The organism is Pseudarthrobacter sp. KH_020_B (assembly GCF_057840185.1).
The window spans coordinates 2,581,845-2,599,854 of sequence record NZ_CM174506.1 but is presented as its reverse complement, the minus strand read 5'-3'; the positions used below and the strand labels follow the sequence as shown (position 1 = coordinate 2,599,854).

The 18,010-nt window shown below is 67.2% G+C and carries 16 protein-coding genes; 13 read left to right on the top strand and 3 right to left on the bottom strand.

The annotated features are described in order from the left end of the window. The first annotated feature begins 69 nt into the window (after positions 1 to 69). The 13 genes from pyrR to AC3IT0_RS11830 all read left to right on the top strand — a co-directional run bounded on the left by pyrR (position 70) and on the right by AC3IT0_RS11830 (position 15,095). On the top strand, positions 70 to 657 hold the full coding sequence (pyrR, locus tag AC3IT0_RS11890) for a bifunctional pyr operon transcriptional regulator/uracil phosphoribosyltransferase PyrR (RefSeq protein ID WP_489320006.1): 588 nt from the start codon (positions 70 to 72) through the stop codon (positions 655 to 657). Further along, on the top strand, positions 654 to 1,673 hold the full coding sequence (locus AC3IT0_RS11885; RefSeq protein ID WP_489320005.1) for an aspartate carbamoyltransferase catalytic subunit: 1,020 nt from the start codon (positions 654 to 656) through the stop codon (positions 1,671 to 1,673). The genes pyrR and AC3IT0_RS11885 overlap by 4 nt, the downstream gene beginning before the upstream one ends. Then, entirely contained in the window at positions 1,673 to 3,019 is a 1,347-nt protein-coding gene (locus AC3IT0_RS11880; RefSeq protein WP_489320004.1) for a dihydroorotase, read from the top strand. Before AC3IT0_RS11885 ends, AC3IT0_RS11880 begins: the two co-directional genes overlap by 1 nt. Continuing rightward, positions 3,019 to 3,549, top strand: a complete 531-nt coding sequence (locus tag AC3IT0_RS11875; protein WP_489320003.1) for a PH-like domain-containing protein — start codon at positions 3,019 to 3,021, stop codon at positions 3,547 to 3,549. Before AC3IT0_RS11880 ends, AC3IT0_RS11875 begins: the two co-directional genes overlap by 1 nt. After that, complete coding sequence (carA, locus tag AC3IT0_RS11870) at positions 3,530 to 4,801, top strand: glutamine-hydrolyzing carbamoyl-phosphate synthase small subunit (protein ID WP_489323780.1); 1,272 nt, start codon at positions 3,530 to 3,532, stop codon at positions 4,799 to 4,801. The genes AC3IT0_RS11875 and carA overlap by 20 nt, the downstream gene beginning before the upstream one ends. Next, on the top strand, positions 4,801 to 8,145 hold the full coding sequence (carB, locus tag AC3IT0_RS11865) for a carbamoyl-phosphate synthase large subunit (RefSeq protein WP_489320002.1): 3,345 nt from the start codon (positions 4,801 to 4,803) through the stop codon (positions 8,143 to 8,145). Before carA ends, carB begins: the two co-directional genes overlap by 1 nt. Beyond that, on the top strand, positions 8,138 to 9,007 hold the full coding sequence (pyrF, locus tag AC3IT0_RS11860; protein ID WP_489320001.1) for an orotidine-5'-phosphate decarboxylase: 870 nt from the start codon (positions 8,138 to 8,140) through the stop codon (positions 9,005 to 9,007). The genes carB and pyrF overlap by 8 nt, the downstream gene beginning before the upstream one ends. A gap of 109 nt (positions 9,008 to 9,116) precedes the next feature. Continuing rightward, positions 9,117 to 9,434, top strand: a complete 318-nt coding sequence (mihF, locus tag AC3IT0_RS11855; RefSeq protein WP_489320000.1) for an integration host factor, actinobacterial type — start codon at positions 9,117 to 9,119, stop codon at positions 9,432 to 9,434. Between the two features lie 47 nt (positions 9,435 to 9,481). Beyond that, positions 9,482 to 10,057, top strand: coding sequence for a guanylate kinase (gene gmk, locus AC3IT0_RS11850; protein ID WP_489319999.1), 576 nt, complete (start codon positions 9,482 to 9,484; stop codon positions 10,055 to 10,057). 36 nt (positions 10,058 to 10,093) lie between these two features. After that, positions 10,094 to 10,354, top strand: a complete 261-nt coding sequence (gene rpoZ / locus AC3IT0_RS11845) for a DNA-directed RNA polymerase subunit omega (protein WP_489319998.1) — start codon at positions 10,094 to 10,096, stop codon at positions 10,352 to 10,354. 29 nt (positions 10,355 to 10,383) lie between these two features. Further along, on the top strand, positions 10,384 to 11,634 hold the full coding sequence (gene coaBC / locus AC3IT0_RS11840; protein WP_489319997.1) for a bifunctional phosphopantothenoylcysteine decarboxylase/phosphopantothenate--cysteine ligase CoaBC: 1,251 nt from the start codon (positions 10,384 to 10,386) through the stop codon (positions 11,632 to 11,634). A gap of 78 nt (positions 11,635 to 11,712) precedes the next feature. Next, a complete protein-coding gene (gene metK / locus AC3IT0_RS11835; protein ID WP_489319996.1) occupies positions 11,713 to 12,948 on the top strand; it encodes a methionine adenosyltransferase in 1,236 nt (411 codons plus the stop codon). 11 nt (positions 12,949 to 12,959) lie between these two features. After that, on the top strand, positions 12,960 to 15,095 hold the full coding sequence (locus AC3IT0_RS11830) for a primosomal protein N' (RefSeq protein WP_489319995.1): 2,136 nt from the start codon (positions 12,960 to 12,962) through the stop codon (positions 15,093 to 15,095). Between the two features lie 22 nt (positions 15,096 to 15,117). On the opposite strand, the gene AC3IT0_RS11825 is transcribed toward AC3IT0_RS11830, so the two are convergent. The 3 genes from AC3IT0_RS11825 to AC3IT0_RS11815 are packed head-to-tail and all read right to left on the bottom strand — an operon-like array spanning position 15,118 to position 18,001. After that, positions 15,118 to 16,194: a glycosyltransferase family 4 protein gene (locus AC3IT0_RS11825; RefSeq protein WP_489319994.1), complete on the bottom strand. Its 1,077-nt coding sequence runs from the start codon at positions 16,192 to 16,194 to the stop codon at positions 15,118 to 15,120. Next, complete coding sequence (locus AC3IT0_RS11820) at positions 16,191 to 17,120, bottom strand: alpha/beta fold hydrolase (protein WP_489319993.1); 930 nt, start codon at positions 17,118 to 17,120, stop codon at positions 16,191 to 16,193. The genes AC3IT0_RS11825 and AC3IT0_RS11820 overlap by 4 nt, the downstream gene beginning before the upstream one ends. An 11-nt stretch (positions 17,121 to 17,131) precedes the next feature. Beyond that, complete coding sequence (locus tag AC3IT0_RS11815) at positions 17,132 to 18,001, bottom strand: aldo/keto reductase (protein WP_489319992.1); 870 nt, start codon at positions 17,999 to 18,001, stop codon at positions 17,132 to 17,134. Between the last annotated feature and the right edge of the window lie 9 nt (positions 18,002 to 18,010).

Sequence of the window (18,010 nt, the reverse complement as noted above, 5' to 3'; positions counted from 1 at the left end):
GTAATTTTGAAACGCAAATGATCCTTTTTTAATTCCGTCCCGTGAGGCGGGGAAAGGGGAGACGAGAGTTTGACTGCTGTCACAAACGCACCGGTTCCAGCCAGGGTTGTCCTCAACCAGGCGGACATTGACCGTGCACTCACTCGAATCGCCCACGAGATCCTTGAGGCCAACAAAGGGTCCAAGGACCTGGTCCTGCTGGGCATCCCCCGCCGCGGCTACCCGCTGGCCGTCCGCCTCGCACACAAGATTGCAGCCGCGGATCCTACCGTGGACGCCACCGCCATCGTCGGGCAGTTGGACGTCACCATGTTCCGCGATGACCTTTCCCACCAGCCCACCAGGCCGCCGTACCCCACACAGCTCCCGCGAACGGGAATCGATAACAAGGTTGTGGTGCTCATTGATGATGTCCTGTACTCCGGCCGCACCATCCGTGCCGCCCTTGACGCCATTATCGACCTCGGCCGCCCGCGGATCGTCCGGCTCGCTGTGCTGATCGACCGCGGCCACCGTGAGCTGCCCATCCGGGCCGACCACGTGGGCAAGAACCTGCCCACCTCGTCCGCCGAGAAGGTCCGGGTCCGCCTCGAGGAAACCGACACCGCCGCCGACGGGTCCGTAGTCAACGAAGTGGTTATCGAGGGCGGCGCGTGAAACACCTCCTCTCCACAGAAGACCTCAGCCTGGCCAACGCCATCCGCATCCTCGACACCGCCGAAGAAATGGCTGCCGTAGGGGACCGCGAAGTCAAGAAGCTCCCGGCCCTCCGCGGCCGCACCGTGGTGAACCTCTTCTTCGAGGACTCAACCCGCACGCGGATCTCCTTCGAGGCAGCCGCCAAGAGGCTGTCCGCCGACGTCATCAACTTCGCCGCCAAAGGCTCCTCCGTCTCCAAGGGCGAATCCCTCAAGGACACAGCCCAGACGCTGGCAGCCATGGGCGCGGACGCCGTCGTGATCCGCCACTGGGCCTCGGGCGCGCCGCACCGGCTCGCCGCGACGGACTGGATCGACGCCGCCGTCATCAACGCCGGCGACGGCACCCACGAACACCCCACGCAGGCCCTACTGGACGCCTTCACCATGCGCCGGCACTGGTCAAAGCTGGCGGGCTCCGCCTCGACCGGGGCGGACCTCAAAGGCATGCGCGTAGCCATCGCCGGGGACGTCCTGCACTCCCGCGTGGCCCGTTCCAACGTCTGGCTGCTCCGCACGCTCGGCGCCGACGTCACCCTCGTGGCGCCACCCACCCTGCTGCCCATCGGCGTCGAACACTGGCCGTGCAAGGTCAGCTACAACATGGATGACACTCTGGCGCAGGGTGTGGACGCCGTGATGATGCTGCGCGTGCAGGGCGAGCGGATGAACGCCTCGTTCTTCCCTTCCACCCGCGAATACTCGCGCCGCTGGGGCTTCGATGACAACCGGCTCCGTGCCCTGGACAGCCTGGGGCTGAAGGACACCATCATCCTGCATCCCGGACCCATGAACCGTGGCCTGGAGATTTCTTCCGCCGCCGCCGACTCGCCCCGCTCCACCGTGCTTGCGCAGGTGCGCAACGGCGTCTCGGTCCGGATGGCCACCCTCTATCTGCTGCTCTCCGGGGATACCCGCGAACCAGCCGCCACGGCGGGCGCGGCCCGCAACAATTCCACCAAGGAGAGCAACTGATGGCAGAGAACAACGGAACCTACCTGATCCGCGGTGCGTCGATCCTGGGCGCCGGGGCCGAGGACCTGCTCATCAGTGACGGCGTCATCGCCGCCCGGGGCGCAGCCGCTGCAGCCCACAAAGACGCACCCGGCGCCACCGTCATCGAGGCCGCCGGCCTCGTAGCCCTGCCCGGCATGGTGGACGTGCACACGCACCTGCGCGAACCCGGCCGCGAAGATGCCGAAACCGTAGAGACCGGCACCCGCGCCGCCGCCTTGGGCGGCTTCACCGCGGTCCACGCCATGGCCAACAGCAACCCGGTGGCGGACACCGCCGGCGTGGTGGAACAGGTCCACAGCCTGGGCCGCGCGGCCGGCTGGGTGGACGTCCGCCCCGTCGGCGCCGTGACCGTCGGCCTGGCCGGCGAACAGCTCGCCGAACTCGGCGCAATGGCCGATTCCCGCGCCCAGGTCCGTATGTTCTCTGACGACGGCCTCTGCGTCCACGATCCGGTGCTGATGCGCCGCGCCCTGGAGTACGTCAAAGCGTTCGACGGCGTGGTGGCCCAGCACGCGCAGGAACCCCGCCTTACCGCCGGAGCCCAGATGAACGAGGGCGCCGTCTCCGCCGTCCTCGGACTCACCGGCTGGCCGGCGGTGGCCGAGGAGAGCATCATCGCCCGTGACGTCCTGCTGGCGCAGCACGTGGACTCCCGCCTGCACGTCTGCCACGTCTCCACCGCCGGGTCCGTTGAGATCATCCGCTGGGCCAAGGAACGCGGCATCAACGTCACCGCCGAGGTCACCCCGCACCACCTCCTGCTCACCGACGACCTGGTCCGCAGCTACAACCCTGTCTACAAGGTCAACCCGCCGCTGCGGACGGATGCCGATGTGCAGGCCCTGCGCGCCGGACTGGCCGACGGGACCATCGACGTGGTGGGCACCGACCACGCCCCGCACCCGAGCGAGCACAAGGAATGCGAGTGGGCGCAGGCCGCCATGGGCATGACCGGGCTGGAAACCGCTCTGTCCGTGGTCCAGCACACCATGATCGAAACCGGCCTCATGACGTGGGCCGATTTCGCCCGCGTGACCTCAACGGCCGCCGCGCAGATCGGCCGGGTGGCGGACCAGGGCCGTCCCCTGGAAACCGGCGAGCCCGCCAACATCATCCTGGTGGACCCCGCGGCCCGCTGGACCGTTGACCCGGCCAAGATGGCAACGATGGGCCGCAACTCCCCGTTCGCCGGCCTGGAGCTGCCGGGCAAGGTGGTGTCCACCTTCTACAAGGGCCACCCCACCGTCCTGGACGGCAAGCTCAACACGCCGTACCGCGAACAGGCTGCGGCAGGCGCCTCCTGATGGACACCAAACTACTCACCGGCCTCATCACGGCCGCGCTCATCGCCGTCGTCCTGCTGATGATCTGGGCAGGCTGGCGTAACCGCCTCAGGCGGCAGGCCGACGTCGGCCGGTTGCCCGACGTGCCAGAGGCGCCCGGGGCGCCGCTCGCCGGGGCCGACGGCCAGTACGTTGCCTCCACCACCGCCGGAGACTGGCTGGACCGGATCGCGGTCCACAGCCTCGGCATCCGCACCAACGCCGTTCTCAGCGTGTACCCGCACGGCGTCCTCTTCGACAGGACCGGTGCGCCGGCGCTCTACATCCCGGCCGGAAGCCTCTCCGCCGTCCGGCAGGAAAGCGGAATGGCCGGCAAGTTCGTTGAAAAGGACGGCCTCCTGGTCCTCACGTGGGACCTCGGGACCCACGAACTCGACACGGGCTTCCGGACCCGCCGGGCCGCCGACAAAGACACCCTCTATGACTCCCTTCAGCAATTGATCGCCGCAGCCCCCCAGGAACATTCCCAGGATCCCCAGAGTGGAAAGTAAGACAGTGACAGAAACAGCGACAGCAAAAGCAGAGACTGCGGCACCAGCAGCCCTTTCCACCACAGTTCCCACACCGGCGGTGCTGGTCCTCGAGGACGGCCGCATGTTCCGCGGCACCAGCTACGGCGCGCAGGGCACGGCCCTGGGTGAGGCGGTGTTCGCCACCGGCATGACCGGCTACCAGGAAACCATCACCGATCCTTCCTACGCCCGCCAGCTGGTGGTGCAGACGGCGCCGCACATCGGCAACACGGGTGTGAACAGCGACGACGCCGAGTCCCGCCGCATCTGGGTGGACGGCTACATCGTCCGCGACGCCGCCCGCCGCCCCTCCAACTGGCGCTCCGAACGCTCCTTGGACGAAGAGCTCATCGAGCAGGGGATCGTGGGGATCCAGGGCGTGGACACCCGCGCCATTACCCGCCACCTGCGCGAGCACAAGACGATGCGCGCCGGCATCTTCTCGGGCGACGCCGCCAAGGTTTCGGACAAGGAACTCCTTGACGCGGTCCTGGCCAGCGCCCCCATGGAAGGCGCCCGCCTCGCCGAGGAAGTCAGCGTCACCGAAGCCTACGTGGTGGACCCCAAGGACCACGGCTGGGACGGCGAGCCGCGCTTCAGCATCGCCGCGATCGACCTCGGCATCAAGGCCATGACCCCCATCCGGTTCGCCGAGCGCGGCGTCCGGGTCCATGTCCTGCCGGCAACCTCCACCCTCGAGGACGTCAAGGCCGTCAACCCGGACGGCTTTTTTATGTCCAACGGCCCCGGAGACCCCGCCACGGCTGACGCCCAGGTCAAGCTGCTGCGCTCCGTCCTGGACGAGAAACTGCCGTACTTCGGCATCTGCTTCGGCAACCAGATCCTGGGACGCGCCCTGGGCTTTGGAACGTACAAGCTCCGCTACGGCCACCGCGGCATCAACCAGCCCGTCCTGGACCGCCGCACCGGCAAGGTGGAGATCACCTCGCAGAACCACGGCTTCGCCGTTGACGCACCGCTCGACGGCGCCACGCAGGCTCCCGAGGAGCGCTACGGCCGCGTTGAGGTCAGCCACATCAGCCTCAACGACGACGTCGTCGAAGGCCTCGCGTGCCTGGACATCCCCGCTTTCTCGGTGCAGTACCACCCGGAAGCCGCGGCCGGCCCGCACGACGCCGCCTACCTGTTTGACCGTTTCATCGACCTGATGGCCGTCACCAAAACCGGCTCAGAGAACACCACCGATTCCAAGACTGAGGACAAGAAGTAATGCCCAAGAGAACTGACCTTAAGAGCGTCCTGGTCATCGGTTCCGGCCCGATCGTTATCGGCCAGGCCGCGGAGTTCGACTACTCCGGCACCCAGGCACTGCGTGTCCTCAAGGAGGAGGGCCTGCGGGTCATCCTGGTGAACTCGAACCCGGCCACCATCATGACGGACCCCGAGTTCGCCGATGCCACCTACATCGAGCCCATCACCCCCGAGGTGGTGGAGAAGATCATCGCCAAGGAGCGTCCGGACGCCATCCTGCCCACCCTCGGAGGGCAGACCGCGCTGAACACGGCCATCGCGCTGGACAAAAACGGCGTGCTGGCAAAGTACAACGTGGAACTCATCGGTGCGAACATTGCCGCGATCGAGCTCGGCGAGGACCGCGAAAAGTTCAAGGGCGTGGTGGAACGCTGCGGCGCCGAATCGGCCCGCAGCCACATCATCCACACCATGGACGAGGCCTTCACCGCCGCCGAGGACCTCGGCTACCCCATGGTGGTCCGGCCCTCCTTCACCATGGGCGGCCTCGGCTCAGGCCTGGCCTACAATGAAGACGACCTCCGCCGCATCGTGGGCCAGGGCCTGCAGTACAGCCCCACCAGCGAGGTGCTGCTCGAAGAGAGCATCCTCGGCTGGAAGGAATACGAGCTTGAGATGATGCGCGACAAAAACGACAACGTCGTGGTGGTCTGCTCCATCGAGAATTTCGACCCCGTGGGCGTGCACACCGGCGACTCCATCACCGTGGCACCTGCGCTGACCCTGACGGACCGCGAATACCAGCGGCTGCGCGATATCTCCATCGCCGTCATCCGTGAGGTGGGAGTGGACACCGGCGGCTGCAACATCCAGTTCGCCATCGAGCCGGACACCGGCCGGGTAGTGGTTATCGAGATGAACCCGCGCGTGTCCCGGTCCTCCGCCCTGGCGTCCAAGGCCACGGGCTTCGCCATCGCCAAGATCGCCACCAAGCTCTCCCTCGGCTACACCCTGGACGAGATCCCGAACGACATCACCCAGAAGACCCCGGCGTCGTTCGAACCCACCCTGGACTACGTGGTGGTCAAGGTTCCGCGCTTCGCTTTCGAGAAGTTCCCGGCGGCAGACGACACCCTCACCACCACCATGAAGTCCGTGGGCGAAGCCATGGCCATGGGCCGCAACTTCACCGAGGCCCTGCAGAAGGCGCTCCGCTCCCTGGAGCAGAAGGGCTCGCAGCTGGACTTCACCTCCGTCCCCGAATGGGAAGTCCCGGAGCTGATCGAGAAGGCCAAGCGGCCCACCACCGAACGGCTGCACCAGGTCCAACGTGCCCTGCTCGGCGGCGCCACCGTGGAACAGCTGTTCGAAGCCACCAAGATCGACCCCTGGTACCTGGACCAGCTCCAGCTGCTCAACGAGATCTCCCACGAGATCCGCCAGGCCGGAGCCCTGACCGTGGAGATGCTCAAGCGTGCCAAGCGCCACGGCTTCTCGGACGAGCAGATCGGTTCCCTCACGCACAACTCCGAAGCCGTGGTCCGCGGTGTCCGGCAGGCCCTCGGGATCCGTCCGGTCTACAAGACCGTGGATACGTGCGCCGCAGAGTTCGCCGCCTACACTCCGTACCACTACTCGTCCTACGACGAGGAGGACGAGATTGCGCTGCACGCCAAGCCGTCCATCCTGATCCTCGGCTCCGGCCCCAACCGCATCGGCCAGGGCATCGAGTTCGACTACTCCTGCGTCCACGCCTCCATGGCGCTGCGCAAGGCCGGCTACGAGACCGTCATGGTCAACTGCAACCCGGAGACCGTCTCCACCGACTACGACGTCTCCACCCGCCTGTACTTCGAGCCGCTGACCCTTGAGGACGTCCTCGAGGTCATCGCCGCGGAGGAACGCACCGGCGGCGTCATGGGGGTCTTCGTGCAGCTCGGTGGCCAGACCCCGCTCAAGCTCGCGCAGCAGCTGGCCGACGCCGGCGTCCCCATCCTGGGCACGTCCCCGGAAGCGATCGACCTCGCCGAGCACCGTGGCGAGTTCTCCCGCGTGCTTGAGAACGCCGGGCTGATCGCGCCGAAGAACGGCACCGCGGTGTCCTTCGACGACGCCAAGAAGATCGCCGACGAGATTGGCTACCCCGTCCTGGTCCGCCCGTCCTACGTACTCGGCGGCCGCGGCATGGAAATCGTCTACGACGAGGCCAACCTGTCCCGGTACATCGCCAACGCGACCGAAATCACCCCGGACCACCCGGTGCTGATCGACCGCTTCCTGGAGGACGCCGTCGAAATCGACGTCGACGCGCTCTTCGACGGCACCGACATGTACCTGGGCGGCATCATGGAACACATCGAGGAAGCCGGCATCCACTCCGGCGACTCCGCGTGTGTCCTGCCTCCCATCACCCTGGGCAACAACGTGATCGAGCGCGTCCGCACGGCAACCCGCGCCATCGCCGAGGGCGTGGGCGTCCGCGGCCTGATCAACATCCAGTTCGCGCTGGCCTCAGACGTCCTCTACGTGCTCGAAGCGAACCCGCGTGCCTCCCGTACCGTGCCGTTCGTCTCCAAGGCCACGGGCGTCCAGATGGCCAAGGCCGCCGCGCTGATCGGCACGGGCGTCACCATCCACCAGCTCCGGACCGCCTACAAGATGCTGCCCGAAACCGGCGACGGCTCCACCCTGCCGCTCGACGCTCCGGTCTCGGTCAAGGAAGCCGTGCTTCCGTTCAGCCGCTTCCGCACCCCGGAAGGCAAAGTAGTGGACTCGCTGCTCGGCCCGGAGATGCGCTCCACCGGCGAAGTCATGGGCATCGACAAGCACTTCGACACAGCCTTCGCCAAGAGCCAGGCAGCCGCCAACAACGCCCTGCCCACCGAAGGCAAGATCTTCGTCTCAGTGGCCAACCGGGACAAGCGTGCGGTCATCATGGCCGTCAAGCGCCTCTCGGACCTCGGCTTTGAGATCGTCTCCACGGGTGGCACCGCCGATGTCCTGCGCCGCAACGGCATCCAGGCCAGCACGGTCCGCAAGGTCGCCGAGGGCAGCAGCGCCGAAGGTGAGGGCACCATCGCGGACCTCGTCATCGCCGGCGAGATCGACATGGTCTTCAATACGCCTTCCGGCGGTGAAGCCCGCAGCGACGGCTACGCCCTGCGTGCCGCCGCGACGTCCATCGGCATCCCCTGCATCACCACGGTGGCCGAGTTCAACGCGGCGGTGCAGGCCATCGAGGCGATGCGCACCTACGAGTGGTCAGTGACCAGCCTGCAGGAGCACGCCGCCGCCCTGGTGGCGTCCCAGAAGGCCGCCGCGGAGAACGCGGCGGACGAATCTGCGGTTTCGCAGCATGCCTGAGTCCGGTTCCACATCATCAACACCCGCGAGCCGGGAGTCCTTCGGCTCCCGGCTCGGGGCGGCCATGGCGGCCCGCGGGCCGCTCTGCGTGGGCATTGACCCGCACCCGGCACTGTTGCAGAGCTGGGGACTGGACGACGACGCCGCCGGGCTGAGGCGGTTTTCGCTGACGGTCCTGGAGGCTGTCGGTTCGCTCGCTGCCGCGGTCAAGCCGCAGGTGGCGCTTTACGAGCGCCACGGCTCGGCCGGGATGGCAGTCCTGGAAGAAGTGCTGGCTGCGGCCCAGGGCCAGGTGCTCACCATTGCTGATGCCAAGCGGGGGGATATCGGCTCCACGATGGCTGCCTACGCGGACGCCTGGCTGCGGGACGGCTCGTCCCTGGCTGCCGACTCCGTGACTCTCAGCCCGTACCTGGGGTTTGAGTCGCTCCGCCCGGCCCTTGACCTGGCGGCGGACAACGGGCGCGGCGTTTTTGTCCTGGCGCTGACGTCCAATCCGGAGGGGGCTTCCGTGCAGCATGTGGGCGGAGCCGACTCCGTGGCCCGGCGGATCATCCAGGCGGCAGCGGCAGAAAACAGCCGTTACGCCGGCAGCCTGGGGTCCGTTGGGCTCGTCGTCGGCGCCACCGTGGGGTCAGCGCTGACTGACCTGAACCTGGACCTGCCGGCGGTCCGCGGACCCATCCTGGCCCCGGGACTGGGCGCGCAGGGCGCCACCCCGGCAGACCTGCGCCGGACCTTCGGGGCCGCATACCCGCAGGTCCTGGGCACGTCCAGCCGGGATATCCTCGCTGCCGGTCCAGGGGCCCAGGGTCTCCGTGAAGCTGCGTTGCGCACGCTCGAGGGGCTCCGCGGCGAATAGGTGCCCAATGCTGGCATCCATTGATTCGCCGCCCACCAAGGGGTAGGTTTCAGGACAAGTCCAATGGCGGTCGCCTTGGACTCAGCCGATGAATCCGGGGGTGTCCTCCATGAGCCTGCGACCCTTATCCGCTTCGGAACGCGCGGACGCCCTGCACAAAGCGGCCGCCGCGCGGGCCGCCAGGGCGGCCGCGAAAGATCGCCTCAAAAACGGCAAGACGTCGGCGGCGGACCTTATTGGCGCCGCCGCCGCGGATGACGCCCTGGCCCGGATGCGGGTGGTGGAACTGCTGGAGGCGCTGCCGGGCATCGGAAAAGTCCGGGCTGCCGCCATCATGGAGCAGCTGGGCATCGCGGCGTCCCGCCGCCTCCGCGGGCTGGGCATTCACCAGCGCCAGGCGCTGGTAGATTTTATAGACGAGAAATAGGGCGTCCATAGCGGCGCCCGAACCCAAACTCCGCCGCAAAGGAATACGTGAGCAAGAAACCGGGACTGACAGTCCTCGCTGGTCCGACGGCTGTTGGCAAAGGCACCGTGTCCACCTACATCCGGGATAACTACCCCGAAGTCTGGCTTTCCGTATCGGCCACCACCCGCGCTCCGCGGCCCGGTGAGCAGGATGGCGTCCACTACTTCTTCAAGTCCAAGGAAGAATTCGAGTCCCTCGTTGCGGCCGGCGAGTTCCTGGAATGGGCAGTGGTCCACGGCCAGAACACCTACGGCACGCTGCGGAGTTCCGTGGACGAGGCCATCGCCGCCGGCAGGTCCGTCCTGCTGGAGATCGATCTGCAGGGTGCCCGCCAGGTCAAGCAGGCCGTTCCGGACGCCCAGTTTGTGTTCCTGGCGCCGCCCACCTGGGACGAAATGGTCCGCCGCCTGGTGGGCCGCGGCACGGAAACCGAGCAGGAGCAGCAGCAGCGCCTGGAAACAGCTAAACTGGAACTTGCCGCTGAACCGGAGTTTAACCACACCGTCATCAATGATGACGTTCGCCGGGCAGCGGACGAGCTTGTTTCACTCATGGGGCTGACCCCGCACCCGCACAACTAGCCGGTACCAGCCAGCCCGTTAGAATTTGGAGAATTCGTGTCCACGAACCTTGAAGGCATCATCAACCCGCCGATCGACTCACTGCTTAAGGCAGCTGATTCCAAGTACGGCCTGGTGATCTTCGGTGCCAAGCGTGCACGTCAGATCAACGCTTACTACGCCCAGCTGCATGAGGGCCTGTTCGAGTACGTCGGCCCCCTGGTCGACACCAAGCTGAACGAGAAGTCGCTGTCCATCGCCTTGCGCGAAATCAACGAAGGCAAGCTCGTTTCCACGCCGATCGAACCCGCAGAATAAGTTAAGACTGCCCTGTTGACGGAGGTCACGTGCGCATAGTCCTCGGAGTCGGGGGAGGGATTGCGGCCTACAAGGTCGCATCGCTCCTCCGGCTTTTTACTGAAGCCGGCCACAACGTCACGGTGATTCCCACTGAGGCAGCCACCCGCTTTGTGGGGGTCGCCACGTGGGAGGCACTGTCCGGGAACCCGGTCAGCAACAGCGTCTTCGACGGCGTCCACCAGGTCAACCACGTCAGGCTTGGCCATGAGGCCGATCTCATTGTGGTGGCACCGGCGACCGCGGACCTGCTGGCGCGCGCGGCCACCGGACAAGCCAACGACCTCCTCACCAACACGCTGCTGATGGCCAGCGGCCCGGTGCTCTTCGCCCCCGCCATGCACACGGAGATGTGGCAGCACGCCGCCACCCGCACCAACGTGGAAACGCTGCGGAGCAGGGGAGCTGCCGTCCTGGAACCGGACAGCGGCAGGCTCACCGGCACCGACTCCGGTCCCGGCCGCCTGCCTGAGCCGGAAGCCATCTTCGACGCCGCCATTGGACTGACGCAGGGTCAGTCCGACTACCAGCTTCCGCTGGCAGGCCGGACCGTCACCGTCAGCGCAGGCGGCACGCGGGAACCGCTGGACCCCATCCGCTTCCTGGGCAACCGGTCCTCCGGCAAGCAGGGCGTGGCGCTGGCCGTCGCTGCCCGCAACGCGGGCGCCACGGTCCGGCTGGTCGCCGCCCATATGGAGGTCCCGGCGCCGGCCGGAGTCGACGTCGTGACCGTGGAGACCGCCCTGGAGTTGCGCGAGGCCATGCTGGCAGCCGCGGCGGATTCCGACGTCGTGATCATGGCTGCGGCCGTGGCGGACTTCCGCCCCGCGGAGATCTCCGGCACCAAGATCAAAAAACGTGATGACACCGCTGACCCCGTCATTTCCCTGGTCCGGAACCCGGACATCCTCCAGGAACTGGTAGAGGTCCGGGACCACGCTCCCGAAAACCAGGCCGCCCGCCGCAGCCAGCTGATTGTGGGCTTCGCGGCGGAAACCGGTGACGGCCAGGGCGATGTCCTGACCTACGCGGAGGCAAAGCTCAAGCGCAAGGGCTGCGACCTCCTGGTGGTCAATCATGTGGGAACGGACAAGGTCTTTGGCCAGGACAGCAACTCGGTAGTCATCCTTGCCCGCTCGGGCACCGAACCACAACTGGCCGCCGGAACCAAAACAGAGGTTTCGGTCGCCGTCATCACGCGGGTCGGCTATGAGCTGAACCACGTTTCGCCACGCGCCTGACCGAAAGCCACGCACCGTTTCCTTAGCACGGGGACACACGCCGCCGGACGTCCGATTCCCAACCAGTAAGGTAGTTGAGTGACTTTACCGCTGCACATTCCCCACACCCACGGGGCCACGCCCTCCGCCCTCCGGCTCTTCACGTCCGAGTCGGTCACTGAAGGCCACCCGGACAAGATCTGCGACCAGATCAGTGACGCCATCCTGGATGCACTGCTCGCCGCGGATCCCGAGTCCCGCGTCGCCGTGGAGACCATGGCCACTACCGGCCTGGTCCATGTTGCCGGTGAGGTCACCACCGACGCCTACGTCGAAATCCCGCAGATCGTCCGGGAGACCATCCTGGGCATCGGCTACGACTCCTCGGCCAATGGCTTTGACGGTGCCCGTTGCGGTGTGTCTGTCTCCATTGGGCAGCAGTCCAACGACATCGCCGGCGGTGTCTTCAACTCCCTCGAAGCTCGTGAAGGCCGCCAGGAGGACGACTACGACCTCCAGGGCGCCGGCGACCAGGGCCTCATGTTCGGGTACGCGAGCGACGAAACCCCGTCCTACATGCCGACGCCGATCTGGATCGCACACCGCCTGTCCGAACGCCTCACCGAGGTGCGCAAGTCCGGCGAGCTGTCCTACCTCCGCCCCGACGGCAAGACCCAGGTCACCATCGGCTACGACAAGGACGTCCCGGTTTCGGTCGAAACCGTCGTCATCTCCAGCCAGCACGCCGCAGGCACCAGCCTGGACCGCCTGCGCGCGGACCTCGCCTCCTTTGTCATTGAGCCCGTCCTGGCTGCAGCCAACCTGGACATTTCCCGGGCTGCCAACATCCTGAACCCGGCCGGCGAGTTTGTCATCGGCGGACCCGTCGGTGACGCCGGCCTGACCGGACGCAAGATCATCGTCGACACCTACGGCGGCATGGCCCGCCACGGCGGCGGCGCCTTCTCGGGCAAGGACCCGTCCAAGGTGGACCGTTCCGCTGCCTACGCGATGCGCTGGGTTGCCAAGAACGTCGTGGCGGCCGGGCTGGCAAAGCGGGCCGAGATCCAGATCGCCTACGCCATCGGCCAGGCCCGTCCCGTGGGCACCTACGTCGAAACCTTCGGCACGGAGACGGTGGACCCGGCCAAGATCAGCGCCGCCATCGCGGAGATCTTCGACCTCCGCCCGCGTGCCATCATCGATGCCCTGGACCTCAAGCGCCCCATCTACGCCAAAACCGCCGCGCACGGGCACTTCGGCCGTGACGATCCCGACTTCACCTGGGAGCGACTGGACCGGGTGGAGGACCTGAAGGCCTTCTTCAACGCGTAGGCCAGTCCGCCATGGCCTCTGATGAGTCTGTCCCTCCCGGCGCTGTCCAGTTGTCGCTGCTTCACGGCTTCCCTGCGAAGGCCAGGCCGTCCGGACCTCCGCTGGCCGCGCACCTTCCGGTGGCCAGGGTCCTCGTGGAGACGCCGCTGCCTCATCTGGACCGGCCGTTCGACTACAGCGTGCCGGCCGAACTGGACGAGGCCGCACAGGCCGGCGTCCGGGTCAAGGTCAGCTTCAACGGCCAGGACCTGTCCGGGTTCATCATTGAACGGACTGCAGAGTCCGACGCCGGCCACACTCTGGTGCCCCTGCAGAAAGTGGTCTCCCCGGTCGTTGTCCTGACACCGGCTGTCCGGGATCTGGTGTCCGCCGTCGCGGCCAGGTATGCGGGCACGGTCAGTGACGTGCTTCGCGTCGCGGTGCCTCCGCGCATGGCCAGGCTCGAGAAGGACTTCCTCTCGCCCCCCGCAGCAGAGCCTGCGGCACCGGATCCGCACGTCGACGCCTTGACCGGCACTGACGCCCCTGCCGGGACCGAAGCAGACTGGGCCGGGTACCGCAACGGCCCGGCATTTGTCCGCCATCTGCGCGACGGCGGATCTCCACGGGCGGTCTTCAATCCGCTCCAGGGATTCGGCCCGGCAGCATGGCCGCACCTGCTGGCAACGGCCGTGGCAGCAGTCAGGGACTCCGGCCGCGGCGCCGTGGTGGTGGTGCCGGACTACCGGGACCTGGACCAGCTCGAAAAGGCCCTCCTGGAGGTGCTGCCTGCCGACGATATCGCCCGCCTGACGGCCGATGACGGGCCGACGCCGCGCTACCGGAATTTCCTGCGTCTCCTGGCCGGGTCCGCACGTGTGGCCATCGGCACGCGTTCCGCAGCGTTTGCCCCGGTCCGGGATCTGGGCCTGGTTGCCTGCTGGGACGACGGCGATGATCTCCACATCGAACAGCGTGCCCCGTACGCCCATGCCCGTGACGTGCTGCTGCTGCGCGCGGATCAGGAAGGCACCGCCTGCCTGATGGCGGGCCATTCCAGGAGCACGGAACTCCAGCGGCTGGTGGAGGCCGGGTGGGCCATGCCCGTCGAGGCCGATCGGGCGTTTGCACGACGCACCGTGCCCCGAGTCCTGAACACAGCGGACAGCTTCGAACAGGAACGCGACCCCCTTGCCCTGGTTGCCCGGCTTCCCGGTGCCGCCTGGCGCGCCGCCAAGGAAGGACTGGAACGCGGGCCCGTCCTTGTGCAGGTGGCCCGCGCCGGCTACGCTCCGTCGCTCGTTTGTGAAACCTGCCGCGAGCCTGCCCGGTGCCAGGCCTGCCAGGGTCCCCTCGCCCTGTCCGGAGCCAGCGGCAGCCCTGCGATCCCGCAGTGCCGGTGGTGTTCCACACCGGCGCCGGCGTGGCAGTGTGCCCACTGCACGGGCCACAAACTCCGGAAGGGCGCCACCGGTGTCCTGCGCACAGCCGAAGAGCTGGGCAGGGCGTTTCCCGGAAAAGCCGTGATTACGTCCTCGGGCGGCAACGTCAAGGCCGGCGTGGGCAGCGCCAAGGCCTTGGTGGTGGCCACGGTCGGGGCCGAACCCGTAGCGGAGGGCGGTTACGCCGCGGCGCTGCTCCTCGACGGCGACTCCCTGCTCCGCCGCGAGAACCTCCGCGCCGGCGAGGACACCGTACGCCGCTGGTTCAACGCCGCGGCCCTTGTACGCCCGGCGTCCGACGGCGGACTGGTGGTCATCACCGCGACGGAAAGTGTTGCTGTGGGCGCGCTGCTGCGGTGGGACCCGGCCGGGTACGCCCGGCGCGAGCTGGAACTCCGGATGGAGCTCCAGCTGCCGCCGGCCGTCAGGATTGCCTCGGTCACCGGCCCCCGGGCCGCCGTCGTACATTTTTCCGGGAGCGTGGAAAAAGAGCTGGCCGCCGCCGGCGTCGCGCTGCGGACCGCCGGACCGGCGCCGCTGGTCCTCACCGGTCCCGCCGCCGGGGGAGCCGGGGGTGCCGGCGACGACGCCAGGACCCTGCTGTTCTTCGCCTACGGGCAGGCGGCCGCTGTCACCCGCGTGTTGCGGGCAACAAAGGCTGCGGCCGCCGCCAAGAGGAGCACGGAACCGGTCCAGGTCAGGCTGGACGGCGTGGACGTCCTCTAACGGTCTCCGCTGGCGGCGTCAGTCAGCGGCTGCGCCGCGCCATGATGTCGTGGGCCACGTCCACCAACTGCTGCGCGGATTCGTCCCAGCTGAACTCCTGGGCACGTGCCACGGAACGGCGGGACACCTGCTGCCAGTGGGCGTTGTCGCGCAGGTTCTGCACTGCCGCGGCGAAGTCTGCGGGGGACGCGGGATCAACGTAGGTTGCTGCGTCGCCGCCCACCTCGCGGAAAATCGGTATGTCGCTGGCGATGACCGGAGTGCCGAGGGCCATGGCCTCCACCAGCGGGAGACCGTAACCCTCGGCGCGGGAGAGGCTCACCAGTGCGGTGGCGCGCCTGAGCAGGACGGCGTATTCCTCATCGGTGACCCCGTTGTGGAAGACCACCTTGGCACCCGGCGGCACCATGATCTCCAGCTCGGCCCGGCGCTCCGCGGTGATCCTGCTCAGCAGGTGGAGGGTGAAATCAGGCAGCTCGGACATGCCGGCCACCATTGTTTCGACGTTTTTATAGGGCATAAACGAGCCCATGTACACCAGCGAATGGTCCGCCCCGGCGGCAGGGTCACGCGGTTCCTGCGCGGGCTGCGGGGCGTTGCTGATGATCCGCACCGGCCTTTTGGTCAGCCGGTACTTGGCCATCAGCGCCTCAGTGGTCCGGCTGATGGTGGCCACAGTGTCCGCCCGGTTGAGTAGGACGCGCTGCGGCCAGAACGCCTTGTGGTAAAGCCGCCACAGCAGGCGAACGGGTGCCGGCAGGAACCCCGGGGGAGCCGGGTGCTCGTAATAGATGAGGTCGTGCAGGGTCAGGACCAGGCCGTACTTGCGCCCCCAACTGCCCATGGTCTGCATGGGGCACACCACAACGTCGGCCCCCAGCGGGTTGATCCTGCGGGCCACGAACAGCTCCAGCGGGGACAGCGGACTGTTGATCAACGTGTACGGAACATCCGGGAGCAGCGCCAGCTGGCGCATGTCGCTGATGAGCATGGAAACGTCGGCCACTTCCGCCGTGGCGGCGATGAGGCTGGCACCGTAACGGCTGATGCCGTCGTGGTGGTCCGTCCGGGTGAATCGTGCATCGATGACAATCTTCACGCGGGGTGGTCCTTAAGGAAGCTGCGGATGAAGCCGGCGGCGGGGCCGGGCGTTTCGTAGTGGATCAGATGGCCGACGCCGGGAATGACTTTGAGGACGCCGTCGGGCAGGAGAGCGGCGAGGCGGTGCTGGTCCGGGAGGGTGGCAATCTCGTCCTCTTCGCCCGCGACCAGGAGCACCGGCAGGTTCAGCTTCCCGGCAACCTCGGCCACATGGCCGTTGACCGACGCCGTGAACGATTCGAGGAGGCTTTCCCGGTCCGCGAACGCGCTGAAGTAGGCATGGTGCTGGCCGTGGATGAAGCGGCGCAGTTCTTTGTCGGACGTCTTGGCCATGGCCTCGCTCATGACCCTGACAATCAGCGGACTCCGCAGCAGTGCCAGCCCCAGCGGGCGGGGGAGCCTGGCCGCCAGCCGGTAGTAGAGGACGGCCAGCTTGGTCATGATCCCCTTGGGGCCTTCCAGGGCTGGCGCGGCGATGGGATTGACCAGGATCAGCGGTGTGACGGTCCCCGGGTGGGTCGCGACAAAATGGGCGGCGACGATCGAGCCGAAGGAGTGTCCCAGCAGCACGGTGTCCGGGCCAAGGCCGAGCGCTGCCATAAAGTCGGTGACAAACGTGCCGTACTGCTCCACCGAATGTTTCCCGGAGGCGAACGCGGCGGAGTTGCCGAACCCTGGCAGGTCAGGCATGATGATGCGCATTTCCGGCAACTGGTCCGCCACCCGGAGCAGGCCGTGGTGATCGCCGCGGAAACCGTGGATGACCAGGATGGTGCGCGTATCAGGTGAGGGCTGGACGGGCTCGTAGGTCCAGTACGCTACGGCGCTGCCGTTGATCACCGTGTTGGAGGCCCGGGTGCGGGCCGTCAGCCCGGCGCTGAAGAAGGAGGGCGCAGGGGATGGCTGTTGATCGGCGGTTTGCATGACCCTCGGTCCTAGTTGACGTTGTCGGGGTGGGACCCGGTGCGCTGCCCGCGGTCAAGCTCGGCAAAGGCTGCCATGTCGCGGTCTGAAAGTTCAAAGCCGAAGACGTCCAGGTTTTCCCTGATCCGGGACTCGGAGCTTGCCTTCGGAATGGCGATGTTCCCCAGCTGGATGTGCCACCGCAGAATGATCTGGGCCGCTGTCCTGCCGTGTTCGGCGGCCAGGGCCAGGACCACCGGATCCGACAGCACTTGTCCGCGCCCCAGGGGGCTCCAGGCTTCCGTCCGGATGCCCAGGGCGTGGTGCTTATCCCTGAGCTCGGCCTGCTGGAGCCACGGGTGCAGTTCAATCTGGTTCACGGCGGGCACCACTTCGGCACTATCGAGCAGACGGTCCAGGTGCGCGGGCTGGAAGTTGCAGACACCGATGGCCCGGACTTTGCCTTCGCGGTACAGCGTTTCGAGGGCGCGATAGGTGTCGGTGAACAGGTCCCGCTTGGCGCAGGGCCAGTGGATCAGGTACATGTCCACATACTCCAGGCCGAGGTTGACCATGGAGGTATCGAAGGCACGCAGGGTTGAGTCGTACCCATGGTCGTCGTTCCAGACCTTCGTGGTGATGAATACGTCATCGCGCCGCAGGCCAGGCGAGGATTCCCCGGAGCCGCCACTTCTGCCTTCGGAATCCATGGCGGGCCCGAGTCCGCGCGCCACGCCGGTTTCGTTGCCGTACATGGCTGCCGTATCAAAGTGGCGGTATCCGGTGCCCAGGGCGGTGGCCACCAGGCCGGATGCATCCGCCGCCGGAACTTTGTACAGCCCGAATCCCAACTGGTCGATCAGCACGCCGTTGTTGAGGCTGAGCCGGGGTGAGGTTTTCATAGCATTGAC